This is a genomic window from Streptomyces sp. NPDC101151 (genome assembly GCF_044768335.1).
Taxonomy (GTDB): domain Bacteria; phylum Actinomycetota; class Actinomycetes; order Streptomycetales; family Streptomycetaceae; genus Streptomyces.
Genome location: NZ_JBIWPP010000008.1, coordinates 324,440 through 343,026, shown reverse-complemented (window position 1 = coordinate 343,026; position 18,587 = coordinate 324,440). Strand labels below are relative to the sequence as shown.

General features: G+C 71.8%; 18 protein-coding genes. 8 read left to right on the top strand and 10 right to left on the bottom strand.

The features are described from left to right. Positions 1 to 172 precede the first annotated feature (172 nt). Positions 173 to 1,018, top strand: a complete 846-nt coding sequence (locus tag ACIRU3_RS18660; protein ID WP_404057404.1) for a chaplin family protein — start codon at positions 173 to 175, stop codon at positions 1,016 to 1,018. Between the two features lie 70 nt (positions 1,019 to 1,088). On the opposite strand, the gene ACIRU3_RS18655 is transcribed toward ACIRU3_RS18660, so the two are convergent. Further along, a complete protein-coding gene (locus ACIRU3_RS18655; protein WP_014671721.1) occupies positions 1,089 to 1,277 on the bottom strand; it encodes a DUF5703 family protein in 189 nt (62 codons plus the stop codon). Between the two features lie 47 nt (positions 1,278 to 1,324). Here ACIRU3_RS18655 and ACIRU3_RS18650 point away from each other — a divergent pair, with 47 nt between their 5' ends. Then, positions 1,325 to 2,029, top strand: a complete 705-nt coding sequence (locus ACIRU3_RS18650; protein WP_404057402.1) for a hypothetical protein — start codon at positions 1,325 to 1,327, stop codon at positions 2,027 to 2,029. A 97-nt stretch (positions 2,030 to 2,126) separates the two neighbouring features. Here ACIRU3_RS18650 and ACIRU3_RS18645 read toward each other — a convergent pair whose 3' ends face one another. Further along, positions 2,127 to 4,292, bottom strand: coding sequence for a helix-hairpin-helix domain-containing protein (locus ACIRU3_RS18645; protein WP_404057400.1), 2,166 nt, complete (start codon positions 4,290 to 4,292; stop codon positions 2,127 to 2,129). Beyond that, entirely contained in the window at positions 4,289 to 5,272 is a 984-nt protein-coding gene (locus tag ACIRU3_RS18640; RefSeq protein WP_404057398.1) for an aldo/keto reductase, read from the bottom strand. The genes ACIRU3_RS18645 and ACIRU3_RS18640 overlap by 4 nt, the downstream gene beginning before the upstream one ends. A 184-nt stretch (positions 5,273 to 5,456) precedes the next feature. On the opposite strand from ACIRU3_RS18640, the gene ACIRU3_RS18635 reads away from it, so the two are divergent. Together ACIRU3_RS18635 and ACIRU3_RS18630 are read left to right on the top strand one after the other, a co-directional pair. Beyond that, the gene (locus ACIRU3_RS18635) at positions 5,457 to 6,512 is read left to right on the top strand and encodes an LLM class F420-dependent oxidoreductase (RefSeq protein WP_404057396.1); all 1,056 of its coding nucleotides are present in this window, start codon (positions 5,457 to 5,459) and stop codon (positions 6,510 to 6,512) included. A 196-nt stretch (positions 6,513 to 6,708) separates the two neighbouring features. Then, positions 6,709 to 7,497, top strand: a complete 789-nt coding sequence (locus ACIRU3_RS18630) for a ferritin-like domain-containing protein (RefSeq protein ID WP_404057394.1) — start codon at positions 6,709 to 6,711, stop codon at positions 7,495 to 7,497. A 7-nt stretch (positions 7,498 to 7,504) separates the two neighbouring features. On the opposite strand, the gene corA is transcribed toward ACIRU3_RS18630, so the two are convergent. Beyond that, positions 7,505 to 8,500, bottom strand: coding sequence for a magnesium/cobalt transporter CorA (gene corA / locus ACIRU3_RS18625; RefSeq protein WP_404057392.1), 996 nt, complete (start codon positions 8,498 to 8,500; stop codon positions 7,505 to 7,507). A 62-nt stretch (positions 8,501 to 8,562) separates the two neighbouring features. Between corA and ACIRU3_RS18620 the strand changes: the two genes are divergently transcribed. From ACIRU3_RS18620 to mshC, 4 genes are all read left to right on the top strand, one after another. Then, positions 8,563 to 9,249 carry a histidine phosphatase family protein gene (locus ACIRU3_RS18620; protein WP_404057390.1) on the top strand — a complete coding sequence of 229 codons (687 nt, stop codon included), beginning with the start codon at positions 8,563 to 8,565 and terminating at the stop codon, positions 9,247 to 9,249. Between the two features lie 91 nt (positions 9,250 to 9,340). Beyond that, positions 9,341 to 9,931: a DUF3090 domain-containing protein gene (locus ACIRU3_RS18615; RefSeq protein WP_404057388.1), complete on the top strand. Its 591-nt coding sequence runs from the start codon at positions 9,341 to 9,343 to the stop codon at positions 9,929 to 9,931. Further along, entirely contained in the window at positions 9,895 to 10,725 is an 831-nt protein-coding gene (locus ACIRU3_RS18610; protein WP_404057386.1) for an SCO1664 family protein, read from the top strand. The genes ACIRU3_RS18615 and ACIRU3_RS18610 overlap by 37 nt, the downstream gene beginning before the upstream one ends. Positions 10,726 to 10,818: 93 nt before the next feature. After that, the gene (mshC, locus tag ACIRU3_RS18605; protein WP_404057384.1) at positions 10,819 to 12,048 is read left to right on the top strand and encodes a cysteine--1-D-myo-inosityl 2-amino-2-deoxy-alpha-D-glucopyranoside ligase; all 1,230 of its coding nucleotides are present in this window, start codon (positions 10,819 to 10,821) and stop codon (positions 12,046 to 12,048) included. Between the two features lie 56 nt (positions 12,049 to 12,104). Here mshC and ACIRU3_RS18600 read toward each other — a convergent pair whose 3' ends face one another. From ACIRU3_RS18600 to glpK, 6 genes are all read right to left on the bottom strand, one after another. Further along, positions 12,105 to 13,130 (bottom strand): PAC2 family protein, encoded by a 1,026-nt coding sequence (locus ACIRU3_RS18600; RefSeq protein WP_404057382.1) that lies wholly within the window; start codon positions 13,128 to 13,130, stop codon positions 12,105 to 12,107. A 163-nt stretch (positions 13,131 to 13,293) separates the two neighbouring features. Beyond that, a complete protein-coding gene (locus ACIRU3_RS18595; protein ID WP_404057380.1) occupies positions 13,294 to 13,965 on the bottom strand; it encodes a FadR/GntR family transcriptional regulator in 672 nt (223 codons plus the stop codon). Positions 13,966 to 14,061: 96 nt separating this feature from the next. Further along, positions 14,062 to 14,514 carry a phospholipase gene (locus ACIRU3_RS18590; RefSeq protein WP_404057378.1) on the bottom strand — a complete coding sequence of 151 codons (453 nt, stop codon included), beginning with the start codon at positions 14,512 to 14,514 and terminating at the stop codon, positions 14,062 to 14,064. Positions 14,515 to 14,622: 108 nt separating this feature from the next. Next, complete coding sequence (locus ACIRU3_RS18585; RefSeq protein WP_404057376.1) at positions 14,623 to 15,183, bottom strand: SMI1/KNR4 family protein; 561 nt, start codon at positions 15,181 to 15,183, stop codon at positions 14,623 to 14,625. Positions 15,184 to 15,341: 158 nt separating this feature from the next. Further along, a complete protein-coding gene (locus ACIRU3_RS18580; protein ID WP_404057374.1) occupies positions 15,342 to 16,958 on the bottom strand; it encodes an FAD-dependent oxidoreductase in 1,617 nt (538 codons plus the stop codon). 47 nt (positions 16,959 to 17,005) lie between these two features. Next, positions 17,006 to 18,544 (bottom strand): glycerol kinase GlpK, encoded by a 1,539-nt coding sequence (glpK, locus tag ACIRU3_RS18575; RefSeq protein WP_404057372.1) that lies wholly within the window; start codon positions 18,542 to 18,544, stop codon positions 17,006 to 17,008. Positions 18,545 to 18,587 lie beyond the last annotated feature (43 nt).

Genomic DNA, 18,587 nt, shown 5'->3' with positions numbered 1-18,587 from the left:
CCACCCTAAACACAGTTTTTCTGATGGCTGTTCGTCTTGGGGGGGGCGATGTCAGGGGCCCGTCGCCCCTTTGACCACCCCGCGGCCCCCCCCCCCCCCGACCGGCCTTTTCCCGCGGAACTCCGTTGTGCGGGAACGCACTGAGAACCGAATGCAGGGGTGGAATTCAGAAATGCGACAGGGCACCCGCAAGGGCCTGATGACGATGGCGGCCGCCACCGGTGTGATCGCCGCCGCGAGCGGTTACGCCCAGGCCGACTCGGGCGCGGTCGGCTCCGCGGCCGGCTCGCCCGGAGTACTGTCCGGCAACACGGTGCAGGCGCCGGTGCACGTACCGGTGAACGTCTGCGGCAACACCGTCAACATCGTCGGGCTCCTCAACCCGGCCATGGGCAACAAGTGTGCCAATCACAGCGGCGGCGCTTCGGGGGGGCACAGCGACACGAGCAGCCACGGCGGCTCGCACGCGGACGGCCACACCGGCGGCTCGCCGGGCGTCGGCTCCGGCAACACCGTCCAGGTGCCGGTCGACGTGCCGGTGAACGTGTGCGGCAACAGCGTGGACGTCATCGGTGTCGGCAACGCCACCAAGGGCAATGACTGCGCCAACGGCGGCGGCCAGCACAGCCGACCGCCGGGCGGTGGGCACGACAACCCGCCCGGGACGCCGGGGAATCCGGGCGAGCCGGGACATCCCGGTCAGCCGGGCCACCCTGGTCAGCCGGGTCACCCTGGCACCCCGGGTACCCCCGGTCACCCCGGTACCCCGGGCCACCCCGGCACGCCGGGTCAGCCGGGCCACCCGGGAACGCCGGGTACCCCGCCCGCCACGGGAGGCCACACTCCTCAGGGATCGTCCCAGGTCAAGCAGCATGGCGGACGCTCCGCCGGGCCGCTGAGCAGTGCGCAGCTCGCGCACACCGGCAGTGAGGTGCCGCTGGGCCTCGCGCTGCCGGTGGGTGCGGGTGCGCTGCTCGCGGGTGCGGTGCTGTACCGCAAGGCCCGGGCCGCGGCGTAACCGCGGCAGACGGTGGAGACGGAGCGGGCCCGGCCGGCACGGCGGGCCCGCTCCGTTCATGCGTGCTGCCTCACCACGTGGCCCGCACCTGGCGGATGATCCGTCGGCGCAACCGCACCCTGCGGCTGCCGTCACGCAGCAGGCTCAGTCGGTCCAACTCCCAGTGTCCGTACTCGGCATGGTCCGTCAGCAGACGTGTCGCCTCCTTGCGGGACACCCCGCGAGGTACATACACGTCGACAAATTCGTATTCCGGCATCGCATCTATTGTGCGGGCTGGTGCCTGGTACGGATAGCGTCTGCACTATGTCTGATGCTGCGCAGCCCACCGCTGCCGAGGTACGCGCCGCCGCCGAGGCGGTCAAGACCGCGCTCGACCGCCACCTGGCGGCGGTCGAACGCAGGTCGGGGGAGGACGACCCGGCCGTCTACGAGGCGTTCAACCAGCTGGCCGCGGCCGCCGAGGTGTACGACGAGCTGCTCTACGACCGCTACGACGAGGTCACGCCCTTCGAGATCCCCGGTGCCGACGACTCGCTGCCGCCGTACGCGGGCCCCGAGGAGCCGAACGCGATCAGTGTGCTGATCCGCCGCGACTACGCCGTGGCGGAACCCCAGCGGCTGCTGGCACAGGCCCAGCGGGTCGAGGCGGTGGAGTACGACGGCGGCGCGGGCGAGGAAGCCGCCGCAACGGTCCATGGATCGCTGGGCGTCCTGTTCGGAGAGTTCGAACCGGACGAGATCGCCTCCCGGCACAAGGAGTTCGGCCTGGAGGAAGGCGACTCCACCCTCTGGGTCACCGCCGCGGACGAGCCGGCCGAGCCCGGCGAGTGGCTGGAGGCGCCGTTCGAGCAGGCCGACCCGCAGCGGGTGGTGTGCCGGTTCGATGTCAGCGCGGTGTTCGACGAGGACGTCTCCGACGACATCGACGAGGAGGACGACCTCGAGTTCGGCCGGGCCGAGGCCGAGGACGGGGACGAGGATCTGGAGCCGCTGGACGCCGAGCGGTGAGCTGGAACGGCGGTGCCGTCGGGCCCGAGGCCCCTACGGCACCGCCGGATTCCGCCGTGACGGCTGGATCGCCGCCCCGGCGGAAAGAATGAGCCGATCAACCCGCTGACGGGACCTGGGGCCGCAGCAGCGTCTGCAGACGCGTCGTGCGGGGCTTGGCCGGGACTTCCGCCACCGCCGTCGGCAGTGCCTGCTCCACGCCGTGCACCACCGACAGGTGCCGCTCCGCCCGGCCGAACGCCGTGTACACCCAGGGCCTGCTGAGCTTCTGCGCGGCGTCGCCGGGCAGCACCACCACCGCGGCCGGCCAACGGCCGCCCACCGCCTGGTGCGCGGTCAGCGCCCAGCCGTGCCGCACACACTGCTCCACCCGCTCCCGCGGTACGACGACCGGGCCGCCCGCACACTCCAGGTGCAGCCCGTCGGCGCCGGCGTCGACCACCCGGCCCGGCTCCGAACGGCCCGGAGCGGGGGAGTGGACGATCCGGTCCCCGGGGTCGAAGCCACCGAAGCGGCCGGGACCGGGGTTGAGCCGCTCCTTCAGGGCGGAGTTCAGGGCCCGGGTGCCCGCGGCGCCGCCGTGGCCCGGGGTGATCACCACCGTCTGCTCGGGCGGCACACCGATCGCCCGGGGCACCGAGTCCGCGACCAGCTGGACGGTCCGGTGCACGGCCTCGCCCGCGTCCCGCACGGGCACGATGACGATCTCCTTGCCGGGCGCCTCGACCTGGTTCAGCTCGCCGACGCCGATGCCGGAGACCAGCTCGCCGAGCGGGCCGGGGTCGGGGGTGCGGGAGGCGATCTGCGGACAGGAGCGGGCCGCGAGCAGGTCGGCGAAGACCCGCCCCGGCCCGGCCGACCACAGCACCGCCGGGTCGCCGCCGAGCACCAGCCGGGCGCCGTCGGGCAGCGACTCCACCAGCATCGCGGCGCTCTCCACGTCGAGTTGGGGCGCGTCCAGCACGATCAGCAGGTCGAGGTCCAGGGCGCCCTCCGCGTCCCGGCCCGGGCCCTCGGCCCCGGAGAGGAGGCCGGCGACCGTGCCCACGGCCTGTCCTTCCGGCTCCTCGCCCAGCAGCCCGGCCAGGCGACGGCGTCCGTCCGGGGTGTGGCAGACGGCGAAGGCACGCAGGCCGGCGGCACGGGCGGCGCCGAGCAGGGCGGCCGGTTCGCCGCGGGCCGCCTCGGCGCCGGTGTGCAGCACCAGGCCGTGCCCGGCGACCGCGCGGGCCAGCTCCGCCGCACCGCCGGACGCTTCGGCCGCGGCCGCGGCCCACATCTCGGCGGCCTCCTCGGACAGCGAGTTGGCGAGGCGGGCCAGGCCGTCGGCGAGGCTCTCCTCCGCGAGCGCGTACCGCTCCAGACCGGCGAGGACGCGGACCGGGCGCTGCTGGTCCTCGTCCTCCTCGGCACCGGCGGTGCTCCCGGGCGCGGGAGCACCCGGCTCGTCCAAGGCGTCCTGGAAGACCAGCGCCTCGCCCTCGGCGATCGTGTCCTGCACGGCCGCGTCCGGGTCGGGCACGCCCCGCTGGGCCAGGGCCGCGGTGAGCGCCGGCAGTTCCAGCGCCGTGTGTCCGGCCAGCGCCGCCTGCTCCAGCAGCCAGACGGTCGTCGCGCGGCCCCGCCGCTCGTCGTCGGGCCCGCATGCCGCGCCGAGCAGCGCCCGCGCGAACCCGTCGGCCTGTTCCGGGCGTACGCCGCTGATCCGCAGCAACTGCCAGGGGTCCTCCCGGAGCGCGGTGCCGGCGCCCTCGCCGAGGGCCTCCGCCACCTGGGGCGCGAGGGCCTCGGGTGCGCCGCCCTCGGCCAGCACCTGCCGCACCACCTCGACGGTCTCCGGCGCGGGGGCGCCGGGAGGGGCTGCGGCCGGGGCGGGCTGCGGCCGGCGCTCCGGCTCCGGAACGGCGCGGCGCGGGGCCGGTGTGGGCTCGGCGAAGGCCTTGGCGACCGGCTTCTCGCCGCTCTCCACCGCACGGACCGCGGCGAGCAGGTCGGCCGCCTTGCCGCTCAGCTTCGTGCCGCTCTCGATGGAGCCCTGCTTCTCGGCCTTGCGTCGCTCGATCCGCTCCCGCTCCAGGGCCTGCGCGGCCAGCTCGGCCTCCGCCTCGGACCGTTCGGGCGCGGCCTCGCCGCCGGCGGTCCCGGCACCGGTGCTCTCAGGGCTGTCGCCGGCCGCCGTGTCCTGCTCGGGGGTCTCCGGGCTCTTGGGGGTGTCCGGGGTCCCCGGCCCGGTTGCCTCCGTGGTCTCCGGCTCCGTGCTCACAGCGTGCTCCAGTCGTGATCGGGATAGCGGTGCACGGGCGCCGACACATCGTCGAGCGCCCGGCAGATCTCGTCAGGAAGACTAAGGGCCTCCACTGACAATGCCGCCGTGAGCTGCTGCGCGTTGCGCGCGCCGACGATCGGTGCGGCCACGCCGGGCCGGTCCCGGACCCATGCGAGGGCCACCTGGAGCGGGGTGACCGCGAGTCCGTCGGCGGCCGTCGTGACCGCGTCCACGATGCGCGTCGCCGTGTCGTCCAGATAGGGCTCGACGAAGGGCGCGAGGTGCTCGGAGGCGCCGCGCGAGTCCTGGGGAGTGGAGTGCCGGTACTTCCCGGTCAGCACGCCGCGGCCCAGCGGGGAGGAAGGCAGCAGGCCGACGCCCAGGTCGAGCGCGGCGGGCAGCACCTCCCGCTCGATGCCGCGCTGGAGCAGGGAGTACTCCAGCTGTGTGCTGGCCAGCCGGGTGCGGGTGCCCGGTGCGGCGAGCTGCCAGGTGGCCGCCTTGGCGAGCTGCCAGCCGCAGAAGTTGGAGACGCCGGCGTACCGTGCGCGGCCGCTGCTCACCGCCAGGTCGAGGGCCTGGAGCGTCTCCTCCAGCGGGGTGTCGGGGTCGAAGGCGTGGATGTGCCACACGTCGACGTGGTCCGTGCCGAGGCGGGCCAGGGAGGCGTCCAGGGCGGCGAGCAGATGACCGCGGGAGCCGTCGAAGCGCCGGTCGGGGTCGGGGACGCTGCCCGCCTTGGTCGAGATCACCAGGTCGCGGCGTGGCACCAGGCCGTCTATGAGCTGTCCGAGCAGATACTCCGCCTCCCCGTCGCCGTACACGTCCGCCGTGTCGACGAGGGTGCCGCCGGCCTCCCAGAACGCCTTGAGCATGTCTGCCGCGTCATGCTCGTCGGTGTCCCGGCCCCAGGTGAGGGTGCCGAGTCCGATGCGGGACACGCGAAGGCCTGTGCGGCCGAGATGCCTCTGCTCCATGTGCGCGAGATTACTGGCCAGAACTGGTGCCGTGGGTTGCCTGTGGATAACTCCGTTCACGGGCGACCGGCCGGGCGACGGGCCGGGCGATCGGCCTCGATCCCGGGCGTGCCCTGCCCGTGGGCCCCGGCCCCGCGCTATGGTCTCCGCCAAGCGACGTTACTCATGGGTAAGGGGATCGGCCATGCAGCTCGGGATCAACCTCGGCTACTGGGGCGCGGGAATGGACGCGGACAATCTCGCCGTGGCGCAGGAGGCCGAGCGGCTGGGCTATTCCGTGTGCTGGGCCGCCGAGGCGTACGGCTCCGACGCGGCCACGGTGCTCAGCTGGGTCGCCGCGCAGACCGAACGCATCGACGTCGGCTCGGCCATCTTCCAGATCCCGGCCCGGCAGCCGGCGATGACCGCGATGACCGCCGCCACGCTGGACTCGCTGTCCAAGGGCCGCTTCCGGCTCGGCCTCGGCGTCTCCGGGCCGCAGGTCTCCGAGGGCTGGTACGGCGTCAAGTTCGACAAGCCGCTCTCCCGTACACGCGAGTACGTGGAGATCGTGCGGCGGGCGATGACGCGCGAGCGCCTGTCGTACGAGGGCGAGCACTGGACGCTGCCGCTGCCCGGCGGTCCGGGCAAGCCGATCAAGCTGACCGTGCACCCGCAGCGCGAGCACATTCCGCTCTACATCGCCGCCATCGGCCCCAAGAACCTCGAGCAGACCGGTGAGATCGCCGACGGCGCGCTGCTGATCTTCCCCGCCGTCGAACACCTCGAGGAGACCGCGCTCAAGCACCTGCGCGCCGGCCGTGAGAAGGCGGGCAGGACCCTCGAAGGGTTCGACGTCTGCCCGACCCTGCCGCTCGCCGTCGGCGACGACAAGGACGTGGCCCGGCTCGCCGACACCTTCCGGCCCTACACCGCGCTGTACGTGGGCGGCATGGGCAGCGCCAAGCAGAACTTCTACAACCAGCTCGCGCAGCGGATGGGGTACGAGAAGGAGGCCGCCGAGGTCCAGGACAAGTACCTGTCCGGGGACAAGCAGGGCGCCGCGGCCGCCGTCCCGCAGGACCTCATCGACAAGACGACACTGCTCGGCTCCGTCGACCGCATCGCCGACCGTATGCGGGCCTACGCCGCCGCCGGGGTCACCACCCTCAGCCTGGCCCCGGCCGGCTTCACGCTCGACGAGCGGCTCGCCTCCCTGCGGGCCGGCAGCGAGGCCCTGGAGCGCGCCGGGATCGCCTAGGCGGTTTTCAGCGGCCGTGGTGGGGGCTCGGGGGTCTTCCCCGCCACGGCCGTCACGGGGAACAACGCGCCGGGCGCCGCGCGGTTACGACCCCGGCGATCCGCCTTTCGGCCGAGCCCGGCCGCAGTGCTGTTGCGACACCTCTCTGTCCGCATTTGACTCGTTCTTTGCGGAATCCTGCAGAGAGGTGTCTTCCATGCTTTCGGCCAAGAGTCTGTTCCAGGAGATCCTCGACAACGACGAGTCCTTCCGGCTCTTCTGCTCCATCGCCGCCAGCGGGGAGTCCCAGGGCGGCTGGGAGAACGGACGGATCGCCGCGCTGGTACCGCAGAGCGAACGTGCGCTGGCCCCCAAGATCGCCCGCCACGGCGCCGACGAGGACAAGCACGGGCGCATCTTCAACGCCCTGCTGAAGAAGCGGGGTCTCACCCCCGTTCCCGTACCGTCCGAGACCGACTACACGATGCTCCTGGAGCGGCACGGCATCGGCCTCGCCCACGACAAGCTCCGCCGGGACGAGCCGCTCACCGTGCGGGACATCATCGTCTACCTCTCGCACAGCCGGGTCACCGAACAGCGCGCGGCCGACCAGATGGTGATGCTGCGCACGTACTTCGACGACGACGCCGAGATCGGCAGGGCCGTCCGCATGATCTCCCATGACGAGGACAACCACCTCGCCTACACCCACGAGGAACTCCTGCGCTACGCCGCGGCCGGCCACGGCCGGCTGATCCAGCGCACCCTGCGCGAGTGCGCGCTGGCCGAGATCCGCGTCCACCGGGACGTCAGCCTTGCCGTCATGGCCCACATGGGCCGGATCCTCGGCTGGCCGAGGGCCAAGTCCGCGGTGCTCGAGGCCGCCATCCGGGCCCTGTACGCCTACGAGCGCCTGGCCGGCTGGCGCCGCATGGTGGTCCTGCGCATGCCCGAGCGCCGCGACCCCCTCGGCGGGCCCGCGACAGCCGCCCACGAGTTCGCCTGAGCCGCGCTCACAGCCAGCCGCGGTGCTTGAACGTGCGGTACAGCACCACTTCAAGCACACCCATCAGCAGGATCACCGCCGGGTAGGCCAACAGCCAGTGCAGCTCGGGCATGTGGTCGAAGTTCATCCCGTAGACCCCCGCGATCATGGTGGGCACCGCCGCCATCGCCGCCCACGCGGAGATCTTCCGCATGTCGTCGTTCTGCCGCACGCTCATCTGCGCCAGATGCGCCGACAGGATGTCCGACACCAGCCGGTCCAGGCCCTCCACGGACTCGTTCACGCGTGCGAGGTGGTCGTGCACGTCACGGAAGAAGGGCCGCGCCTTGTCGTGCACGAAGGGCAGCCCGCCGCCGAACTGGCCGGTGCCGGCCAGCCGGACCAGGGGCACCGCGAGCGGCACGGTGGCCCGGCGGAACTCCAGGATCTGCCGCTTGAAGGTGTAGATCCGGGACGCCGTGTTGCGCGAGCCGCCGCCGCCCGGCGAGAACACCTCCGCCTCCAGCTCCTCCAGGTCCGTCTGCAGCTCCGTCGCCACCTCCAGATAGTGGTCGACGGTGGCGTCGGAGATCGCGTACAGCACGGCCGTGGGGCCCTTGCCGAGCATCTCCGGCTCGTCCTCCAGCCGGTGTCGTACCGCCGCGAGCGGCGAGCCCTCGCCGTGCCGGACGGTCACCACGAAGGCGTCGCCGACGAAGATCATGACCTCGCCGGCCGAGACGGCGTCGCTCTCGGCCTCGTACATGACCGGCTTGAGGACCATGAACAGCGAGTCGTCGAACACCTCCAGCTTGGGCCGCTGATGCGCCTTGAGGGCGTCCTCGACCGCCAGCGGATGCAGCCCGAACTCCTGGGTGACCAGGTCGAACTCCCGCTCCGAGGGCTCGTACAGCCCGATCCACACGAAACCGCCCGCCGCCCGCGCCTCCTCCAGGGCGTCGGACAGGTCGTCCGGCGCCTCGGTACGGTGCCCGTGCCGGTAGACGGCGCAGTCCACGATCACGGAGCGCATTCTCCCCTGGCCCGGCCGCCTGCGCATGTCGCGATGCGCTTACGCTGGGCGGCATGCCCACGCTGATCCTCGTCAGGCACGGACGGTCGACCGCCAACACCTCGGGTGTGCTCGCCGGGTGGACGCCAGGCGTCGCCCTGGACGAGCGGGGGGCCGCACAGGCCGCCGCACTGCCCGGCCGCCTCGCCGCGCTGCCGATCTCCGAGGTCGTCGCAAGCCCCCTGCAGCGCTGCCAGGAGACCGTACGGCCGCTGCTCGACGCCAGGCCCGGGCTGCGCGCCCACACCGACGAACGGATCGGTGAGTGCCACTACGGCGACTGGTCCGGTCGCAAGCTCGCGGAGCTGAAGGACGAGCCGCTGATGGAGGTCGTCCAGGCGCACCCGTCGGCAGCCGCCTTCCCGGGCGGCGAGTCCATGCGGGCCATGCAGACCCGCGCCGCCGAGGCCGTACGCGAGTGGAACGCGCGCGTGGAGCGCGACCACGGCGCGGACGCCGTCTACCTCATGTGCTCGCACGGCGACATCATCAAGTCGCTCGTCGCGGACGCCCTCGGACTTCATCTCGACCTCTTCCAACGGATCTCCGTGGAACCGTGTTCCATCACCGCGATCCGCTACACCCGCCTCAGGCCTTTCCTCGTTCGCCTCGGCGACACCGGCGATTTCGCCTCCCTTGCCCCGCGCGAGGAACCTCCGGAGGAAGACGCACCGGTCGGTGGCGGTGCGGGCGCACCGTGATCGTCGGCCGCAGTAGGGTGAAGCGATCCGCACCGTCGCCTTCACGCATGGCCGGCACCGCAGCAACTCTCGAATCCAATGGAGACAGGACGTGTCCCGTCAGGTGTTCTTCTACGATCCGCCGGACCGCTTCGTGGTCGGCACGGTCGGGCTGCCCGGACGCCGTACGTTCTTCCTCCAGGCCACGGCAGGCCCCCGGGTGACCAGCGTGGCTCTGGAGAAGACCCAGGTCGCCGCACTCGCCGAGCGCATGGACGAGCTGCTGGACGAGGTCGTACGGCGCAGTGGCGGCAGCGCGGCCGTCCCCGCCGTGGCGCCCACGGAGGTCGCCGACATCCGCCCGCTGGACACCCCCATCGAGGAGGAGTTCCGGGTCGGCACCATGGCCCTGGCCTGGGACGGCGAGGAACAGCGCATGATCGTGGAGGCCCAGGCCCTCGTGGAGCTGGACGCCGACACCGAGGAGGACCTCGCCGAGGCCGAGGAGCGCCTGCTCCAGGACGAGGAGAACGGGCCCCCGATGCTGCGGGTCCGGCTGACCGGTGCGCAGGCCAGGTCCTTCGCCAAGCGTGCCCTGGACGTCGTCAACGCCGGGCGGCCGCCGTGTCCGTTGTGCAGCCTCCCGCTCGATCCGGAAGGACACGTATGTCCGCGCCAGAACGGATACCGCCGCGGAGCGTGACGGCCGACCCGCACGCCGCCGAGCTGCTCGCGTCGGGTGAGCTGTCCGTGCGCGGCCGGATCCGCGAAGCGTCCAACGCGGCGCTGTTCTGCACGGTCGCGCACGAGGGACGCGAAGCCTCCTGCGTGTACAAGCCCGTGGCGGGCGAGCGCCCGCTGTGGGACTTCCCCGACGGCACCCTGGCAGGCCGCGAGGTGGCCGCCTACGAGGTCTCCGAGGCCACCGGCTGGGGCCTCGTCCCCCCGACCGTGCTGCGCGACGGGCCCTACGGCGAGGGCATGTGCCAGCTGTGGATCGACGTCACCGCCGAGACCGAGTTGCTCGCCCTGGTCGACGGCGAGGAGCCGGAGCGCGGCTGGAGGGCGATCGGGCTCGCCGAGGTCGGTGAGGGCCGCACCGCGCTGCTGGTGCACGCCGACGACGAGCGGCTGCGCCGTCTCGCCGTCCTCGACGCGGTGATCAACAACGCCGACCGCAAGGGCGGCCATCTGCTGCCCACCACGGACGGACGGCTCTACGGCATCGACCACGGGGTCAGCTTCAACGTCGAGAACAAGCTGCGCACGCTGCTGTGGGGCTGGGCCGGGGAGCCGCTCACCCCGGAGGCCGTCGACGTCCTCAAGCGGCTGACGAAGACCCTCGCCGAGGGCGGGGAACTGGCCGTCCGGCTGGCCGGACTGATCACGGCGGCCGAGATCGACGCCACGCGCGCGCGTGTCGACGCGCTGCTGGCCTCGGGACGGCACCCGGAGCCCGGCGGCGAGTGGCCGGCGATCCCCTGGCCGCCGGTGTGAGCACATCGGGGGCCGAGCCGCAAGAACGCCCAACCGGTCATTCGGCTTGATCCCGTTCGTATACGCAGCTCGTGGCCGGTTAGGCTCATGTACATGCATGCCTGGCCCGCTTCCGAGGTCCCCGCCCTGCCTGGTCAGGGCCGCGACCTGAGGATCCACGACACCGCGACCGGTGCTCTGGTGACCCTCGACCCCGGTCCCGTCGCCCGTATCTACGTCTGCGGCATCACGCCGTACGACGCGACCCACATGGGTCACGCGGCGACCTACAACGCGTTCGACCTCGTTCAGCGCGTGTGGCTCGACACCAAGCGCCAGGTTCACTACGTGCAGAACGTGACCGACGTCGACGATCCGCTCCTGGAGCGCGCGGACCGGGACGGCGTCGACTGGGTCGCCCTCGCGGAGAAGGAGACGGCCCTCTTCCGCGAGGACATGACCGCCCTTCGGATGCTCCCGCCGCAGCACTACATAGGCGCCGTCGAGGCGATACCCGGCATCGTCCCGCTCGTGGAGCGGCTGCGTGACCTCGGCGCGGCCTACGAGCTGGAGGGCGACATCTACTTCTCCGTCGAGTCGGACCCGCACTTCGGCCAGGTCTCGAACCTCGACGCGGCCGCGATGCGGCTGCTGTCCGCCGAACGCGGCGGAGACCCGGACCGTCCGGGCAAGAAGAACCCGCTCGACCCGATGCTGTGGATGGCCGCCCGTGCGGGCGAGCCCAGTTGGGACGGCGATTCGCTCGGCCGTGGCCGGCCCGGCTGGCACATCGAGTGCGTGGCCATCGCCCTCGACCACCTCGGCATGGGCTTCGACGTCCAGGGCGGCGGCTCCGACCTGGCCTTCCCGCACCACGAGATGGGCGCCTCGCACGCCCAGGTGCTCACCGGCGAGTTCCCGATGGCCAAGGCGTACGTGCACGCCGGCATGGTCGCCCTGGACGGCGAGAAGATGTCCAAGTCCAAGGGCAACCTCGTCTTCGTCTCCCGGCTGCGCCGGGACGGCGTCGACCCCGCCGCCGTCCGGCTGTCGCTGCTCGCCCACCACTACCGCTCCGACTGGGAGTGGACCGACCAGGTGCTCCAGGACGCCACGGACCGGCTCGGCCGCTGGCGCGCGGCCGTCTCCCGGCCCGACGGCCCGTCCGCCGACGCGCTCGTGGAGGAGATCCGCGAGGCCCTGGCCCATGACCTGGACGCACCCGCCGCGCTGGCCGCGGTGGACCGCTGGGCGGCCCGCCAGGAGGCGGAGGGCGGCACCGACACCGGTGCGCCCGGTCTGGTGACCCGGGCGGTGGACGCGCTGCTGGGCGTGGCGCTGTAGCCGCAGGTACGGCTGAGGGGCGGATCCCACCGGGAACCGCCCCTCTTCTCGTCGTCTCAGCCCTCCGAGGTGTCCTCGTCGCCGCCCTCGGCGGGCCCCTCCGAGGGCCCTTCCGAGGAGCCTTCCGTGGGCTCGGAGGCTCCCGGCTTCGGCGGCCTGGGCGGCCGGGTCCTGCCGCCGGGGCTGTCCCGCAGATAGGTGCCGTCCCCGCCGTCCGCCGTGGCGTGCCCGCCGGGCGGGCTGACGTCCCTGCGCCGCAGATACCGCTCGAACTCCCGGGCGATCGCCTCGCCGGACGCCTCCGGCAGTTCGGCGGTGTCCCGGGCCTCCTCCAGCGTCTGGACGTACTCGGCGACCTCGCTGTCCTCCGCCGCCAGCTGGTCCACGCCCACCTGCCAGGCGCGCGCGTCCTCGGGCAGCTCGCCCAGCGGGACGCGCAGGTCGAGCAGGTCCTCCAGGCGGTTGAGCAGCGCCAGCGTGGCCTTCGGATTGGGCGGCTGGGAGACGTAGTGCGGGACGGCCGCCCACAGCGACACCGCCGGGACGCCCGCGTGCGTGCACGCCTCCTGCAGGACGCCGACGATGCCCGTCGGGCCCTCGTACTTGGTCTCCTCCAGATCCATGCGCTCGGCCAGGTCAGGGTCGGACGTGACCCCGCTGACCGGCACCGGACGCGTGTGCGGAGTGTCACCGAGCAGGGCGCCCAGGATGACCACCAGCTCCACGCCCAGCTCGTGCGCGAAGCCGAGCAGCTCGTTGCAGAACGAGCGCCAGCGCATGGACGGTTCGATGCCGCGGACCAGCACCAGGTCGCGCGGTTTGTCGCCGCCGACCCGGACCACCGACAACCTTGTCGTCGGCCATGTGATCTTGCGCACTCCGCCGTCCATGAACACCGTGGGGCGGTTCACCTGGAAGTCGTAGTAGTCCTCGGCGTCCAGCGCCGCGAACACCTCGCCCTTCCACTCGCGTTCCAGATGTGCGACCGCCGTGGAGGCGGCGTCGCCGGCATCGTTCCAGCCCTCGAACGCGGCCACCATGACTGGGTCGATCAGCTCGGGAACCCCCTCCAGCTCGATCACCCAGTGCCTCCTTCCGACGTGCCCTCGCCTGACGTCCCAACCTTACGGCGTCCGGCGGGGGCGTCCGCAGCCCCCCGGCCCGGGGGATGCACGGATCACTGCCCCGTTCGCCACCTCGGAACACCCCCGTCGAAGGGAGCCCGGTCCGCTGCGCACCGGCATGTCACAGCGTGCTGCGCAGCCACTGCTCCACGCTCGCGATGTGCACGGTCGCCCAGGAGCGGGCCGCCTCGGCGTCCCGGTCGCGCAGCGCGGCGAGGATCGCCCGGTGCTCGCGCAGTGTGCGGCTGACCGCGTCCTCCTGGGTGAGCCCCCGCCAGATCCGGGCCCGTGTGGTCGGCCCCGACAGGCCGTCCAGCAGCGAGCACAGCACCGAGTTGCCCGAGCTCTGCACGATGCCCCGGTGGAACTCCAGATCGCAGGCGACCAGCTCCTCCACCGAGGGCTCGGTGCCGAGCGCGTCCAACTGGGCCGAGAGGGCGTCCAGTTGCTGCTCGCTGATCCGAAAGGCCGCCATCGCCGTCGCCGCCGGCTCCAGGATCCGGCGCACCGCCAGGAACTCCAGCACCGTGTCGTCGCGGTGGAAGTCCACGACGAAACTCATCGCCTCCAGCAGCAGTTGCGGATCGAGGCTGGTGACATAGGTGCCGTCGCCCTGCCGCACATCCAGGATCCGGATCAGCGACAGGGCCCGTACGGCCTCCCGCAGGGAGTTGCGGGACAGGCCCAGCTCGGCGGCGAGTTCGCTCTCCTTGGGCAGCCGGTCGCCCGGGCGCAGCGCACCGGAGACGATCATGTCCTTGATCTTCTCGATCGCCTCGTCGGTGACTGCCATGGCCGGCCTCCCTGGTGCCCAGACATCGGATGTCTCAGCACATTATGCGGGGGAGTGCGCGAGGACGACCGGCCGGTTCCGGCAGATGACAGTTCGTCAGCCGAACGCCCTGACCGCCTGGTAGTAGGTCCACGCCGTGCTGTTGCAGGCGGTCTTCGTGGCGCCGCCGTAGGTGTTGCACACGCGCTTGAGGTCCTCGTACAGGGCGCTGTCGAGGCGCGACTTGTTGGCGCTGAAGGTGCCGGCCGCCTTGTAGTTGCGGTAGCCGAAGTCGTGGCGGGCGCAGGACGTGGCGAAGGGGAAGCCGAACGGGTTGTCAGGTGAGGAGGAGCAGTAGTCGGTGGACCAGTCGAACCCGTAGGCGGACCATGCCGACTGGTTCGCGCGGGCGGCCGCCCAGGCGTTGTAGCTGGACGCGCTGGTCTGGGTGAAGTCGGCGAGCACCTGGGGCTTGTCGGCCGGGGCCGCGGTGGCCGCGGTGGCGGTGGCGGTGACGGTGATGAGGGCCAGGGCCGAGGCGGCGAGGCCGGTGGCAAGTCTGCGGTGCATCCCACACCTCCATGAGACTGCGATCCGGCCATCGGATCGCAGGTTCATGACAATGAAGGTGTCGGCTATAGCTGCTCTTTAATGCGCATGGCGTCCGCCTGAACGCTGTCAGTCGGCGTCGAACCACTCCCTGCCCGCCGCCCAGTGCCTCACCCATCCGGCGAAGCCGGGCGCCGCTGTCGTGTGACCGAACTCCGCGCCGAACGGCATGGCTCCCACGTCGGTGATGTGCCAAATGTGCCCCCGCCGGGGGCCGGTGACGACCAGGTGCCAGTTCATCGCGCACCCGTCGGTCCCGAGCACGATCGAACCGTGGTTGAGGACCTGGTCGATGACGGCATCCGGATCCTCGTGGAGCCCGTCGTCCTCCTCCCACAGCCATCCCTCCGTGAGCGGGAACGGCTTGCCCAGGTCGCGCCCGCTGCCGTCGTCGTGCCAGTCGGAGGGCAGCTCGGCGAGCCCCACGAGCCCGTAGTGCGGCGGCCCTTGGAGCGACCCGTCGCAGATCTCGGCCACGAACGTGCGGTACGGCTCCGGCAGCACGACGTCCTGCTCGGCCTCGAAGGCCCGCACCGCCTCCCAGCCGAGAGCCGACGTGCCGCCGTCGCCGATGCCGAACGCCTCCCGCAGGGCCGCCGGCTCACCGGGATCCACATGATCGATGTTCATGGGGCCATGGATATCAGCCGGCACTGACACCCGGGCACGCGAGAGGGGCGGCTCCATCGGCGTGGAGCCGCCCCTCTCGTGGTGTCCGGCCCCGGTGCGGCGGGGGCCGTCCCTCGATGCCGGCGGCCCTGGTCAGGGGGGAGGGGCCGGCAGCGGGTTCACTTCTTGTCGAGCAGGTCCTGGACCTTCGCGCGGACCTCGTCCGTGGCCAGGCCCCGGATGGTCAGCGTCGTCCGGCGGCGCAGCACGTCGTCCTGCGTCTCGGCCCACTCGTGGTCGCGGGCCCAGACGACCTGCGCCCAGATCTCCGGGGCGTCCGGGTGGACGCGCTCGGCCAGCTCCGGGTTCTCGTTCGCCAGGCGGGCGATGTCGAAGGCCAGCGAGCCGTAGTGGGTGGCCAGGTGCCTGGCGGTGTCGGCGGCCATGCGCGGACCGGGTGCCGGGTGGTCCACCAGGAGGCGGTGGGCGACCGCGCGCGGGTTGGCGACACCGGGCAGCGGGAGCTTCTTCGGCAGCGAGGAGATCGGCTCGAAGTCGTCGCCGAGCGGGTGGCCCGGCAGCGCCTCAAGCTTCTGCATCACGGTACGGCCGATGTGCCGGAAGGTGGTCCACTTGCCGCCCGCGACGGACAGCATGCCGCCCCGGCCCTCGGTCACCACCGTCTCGCGCTTGGCCTTGGCCGTGTCACCGGGGCCGCCCGGCAGCACTCGCAGCCCCGCGAAGGAGTACGTGATGAGGTCGCGGGACAGCTGCTGGTCGCGTATGGAGAACGCGGCCTCGTCGAGGATCTGGGATATGTCCTTCTCGTTGACGGCGACGTCCGCCGGATCGCCCTCGAACTCCTCGTCGGTGGTGCCGAGCAGCAGCATGTCCTCCCAGGGGAGGGCGAAGGTGATGCGGTACTTGTCGATGGGGGTGGCGAGCGCGGCCTTCCAGGGGGAGGTGCGCTTCAGCACCAGGTGCGCACCCTTGGACAGGCGGATGGACGGTGCCGCGTTCGGGTCCTCCATCCGGCGCAGGTGGTCGACCCAGGGGCCGGTCGCGTTCAGCACGAGACGGGCGTTGACGCCGAACTCGTCGCCGGACGTGCGGTCCTTCAGATCGGCACCCGTCACCCGGCCCTTGGTGAAGCGAAGGCCGGTGACCTCGGCGTGGTTGAGGACGACCGCGCCCGACTCGACGGCCGCACGGACCGTCATCAGCGCCATGCGCGCGTCGTTCATCTGGTCGTCGCCGTACACGGCCACGGCCTTGAGGTTCTCGGTGCGCAGCTCGGGCACGTCCTGCGCCGCCTTGGAGGGGGAGAGCAGGTGGCCCACGCCGTCACCGAACGCGGAGAGCGCGGAGTAGGCGAAGACGCCCGCCCCGAGCTTCGCCGCGCCGTGCGGCCCGCCCTTGTACACGGGGAGGTAGAACGTGAGCGGGTTCGCCAGGTGGGGGGCCACCTGGCGGGAGACCGCACGGCGCTCGAAGTGGTTCTCCGCCACCAGCTTCACCGCGCCGGTCTGCAGGTAGCGCAGGCCGCCGTGGAGCAGCTTGGAGGAGGCGGAGGAGGTGGCTCCGGCGAAGTCGCCGGCGTCGACCAGCGCCACCCTGAGCCCGGACTGCGCGGCGTGCCAGGCGGTGGAGATGCCCAGGATGCCGCCGCCGATCACAAGAAGGTCGTACGACGCCTTGGAGAGTTGCTCCCTGGTCTCGGCCCGGCTCGGGTTGGAGCCGGAGGACGGGTGCGTCCCCAGGGCAGGCACGGACTTCAGGGTGGACTGACTGGTCATGTCGGGTACTTACTCCTCGTCAGAGCTGTCTGAGCGGTCCGAGCCGCTCAGTCCTCGTCCTCGATCCAGCCCATGGTCCGGTCGACGGCCTTGAGCCAGTTCTTGTACTCACGGTCGCGGGTGTCCGCGTCCATGTTCGGGGTCCACTCCGCGGCCCGGCGCCAGTTGGCGCGCAGTTCGTCGGTGCTGGACCAGAAGCCGACGGCGAGACCGGCGGCGTAGGCGGCGCCGAGGCAGGTGGTCTCGGCGACCATCGGGCGCACCACGGGTGCGTCCAGGACGTCCGAGAGGGTCTGCATCAGCAGGTTGTTGGAGGTCATGCCGCCGTCGACCTTCAGGGCCACCAGCTCGTCGCCGGAGTCCTTGACCATGGCGTCGGCGATCTCCCGCGTCTGCCACGCGGTCGCCTCCAGGACGGCGCGCGCGAGGTGCGCCTTGGTGACGTACCGGGTCAGGCCGGCGATCACACCGCGGGCGTCGGAGCGCCAGTGCGGGGCGAACAGGCCGGAGAAGGCCGGTACGAAGTAGGCGCCGCCGTTGTCCTCGACCGAGAGCGCGAGCGTCTCGATCTCGGCGGCGGTGGAGATCAGGCCCATCTGGTCGCGCATCCACTGCACCAGCGAGCCGGTGACGGCGATCGAGCCCTCCAGGGCGTAGACCGTCGGCTGCTCGCCGATCTTGTAGCCGACGGTGGTCAGCAGGCCCGCGTAGGAGTTGATGATCTTGTCACCGGTGTTCATCACCATGAAGGTGCCGGTGCCGTAGGTGGACTTGGTCTCGCCCTCGGAGAAGCAGGTCTGGCCGAACAGGGCCGCCTGCTGGTCGCCGAGCGCGGAGGCGACCGGGATGCCGCCGAGCAGGTCGCCCAGCTTGCCGCCGGTGACCTCGCCGTAGACCTCGGCGGAGGACCGGATCTCGGGCAGGATCTGCAGCGGCACGCCGATCGACTCGGCGATCTTCTCGTCCCACTGCATCGTGTGCAGGTTCATGAGAAGGGTGCGGGAGGCATTGGTGACGTCGGTGACGTGCTTGCCGCCGTTGACACCGCCGGTCAGGTTCCAGATGACCCAGGTGTCCATGGTGCCGAAGAGGATGTCTCCCGCCTCGGCGCGCTCGCGCAGGCCCTCGACGTTGTCGAGCAGCCACCGGGCCTTGGGACCGGAGAAGTAGGACGCCAGCGGGAGGCCGGTCTCGCGGCGGAAGCGGTCCTGGCCGACATTGCGGCCGAGCTCCCTGCAGAGCCCGTCGGTGCGGGTGTCCTGCCAGACGAGGGCGTTGTGGACGGGCTCACCGGTGTTCTTGTCCCACAGCACGGTCGTCTCGCGCTGGTTGGTGATGCCGATGGCCTTGATGTCGTCGCGGGTGATGCCGGCCTTCTGGATGGCTCCGGCGACGACTTCCTGGACGTTGGTCCAGATCTCGTTGGCGTTGTGCTCGACCCAGCCCGGCTTCGGGAAGATCTGCTCGTGCTCCTTCTGGTCGACGGAGACGATGCGGCCGTCCCGGTCGAAGACGATGCAGCGCGAAGAGGTCGTGCCCTGGTCGATAGCCGCGATGAACGGGCCTGAGGTGTGGGCGTCGGTCACTGTGTGCTCCTGAAAGATCCGTGGTGATGTGGCTGTACGTACG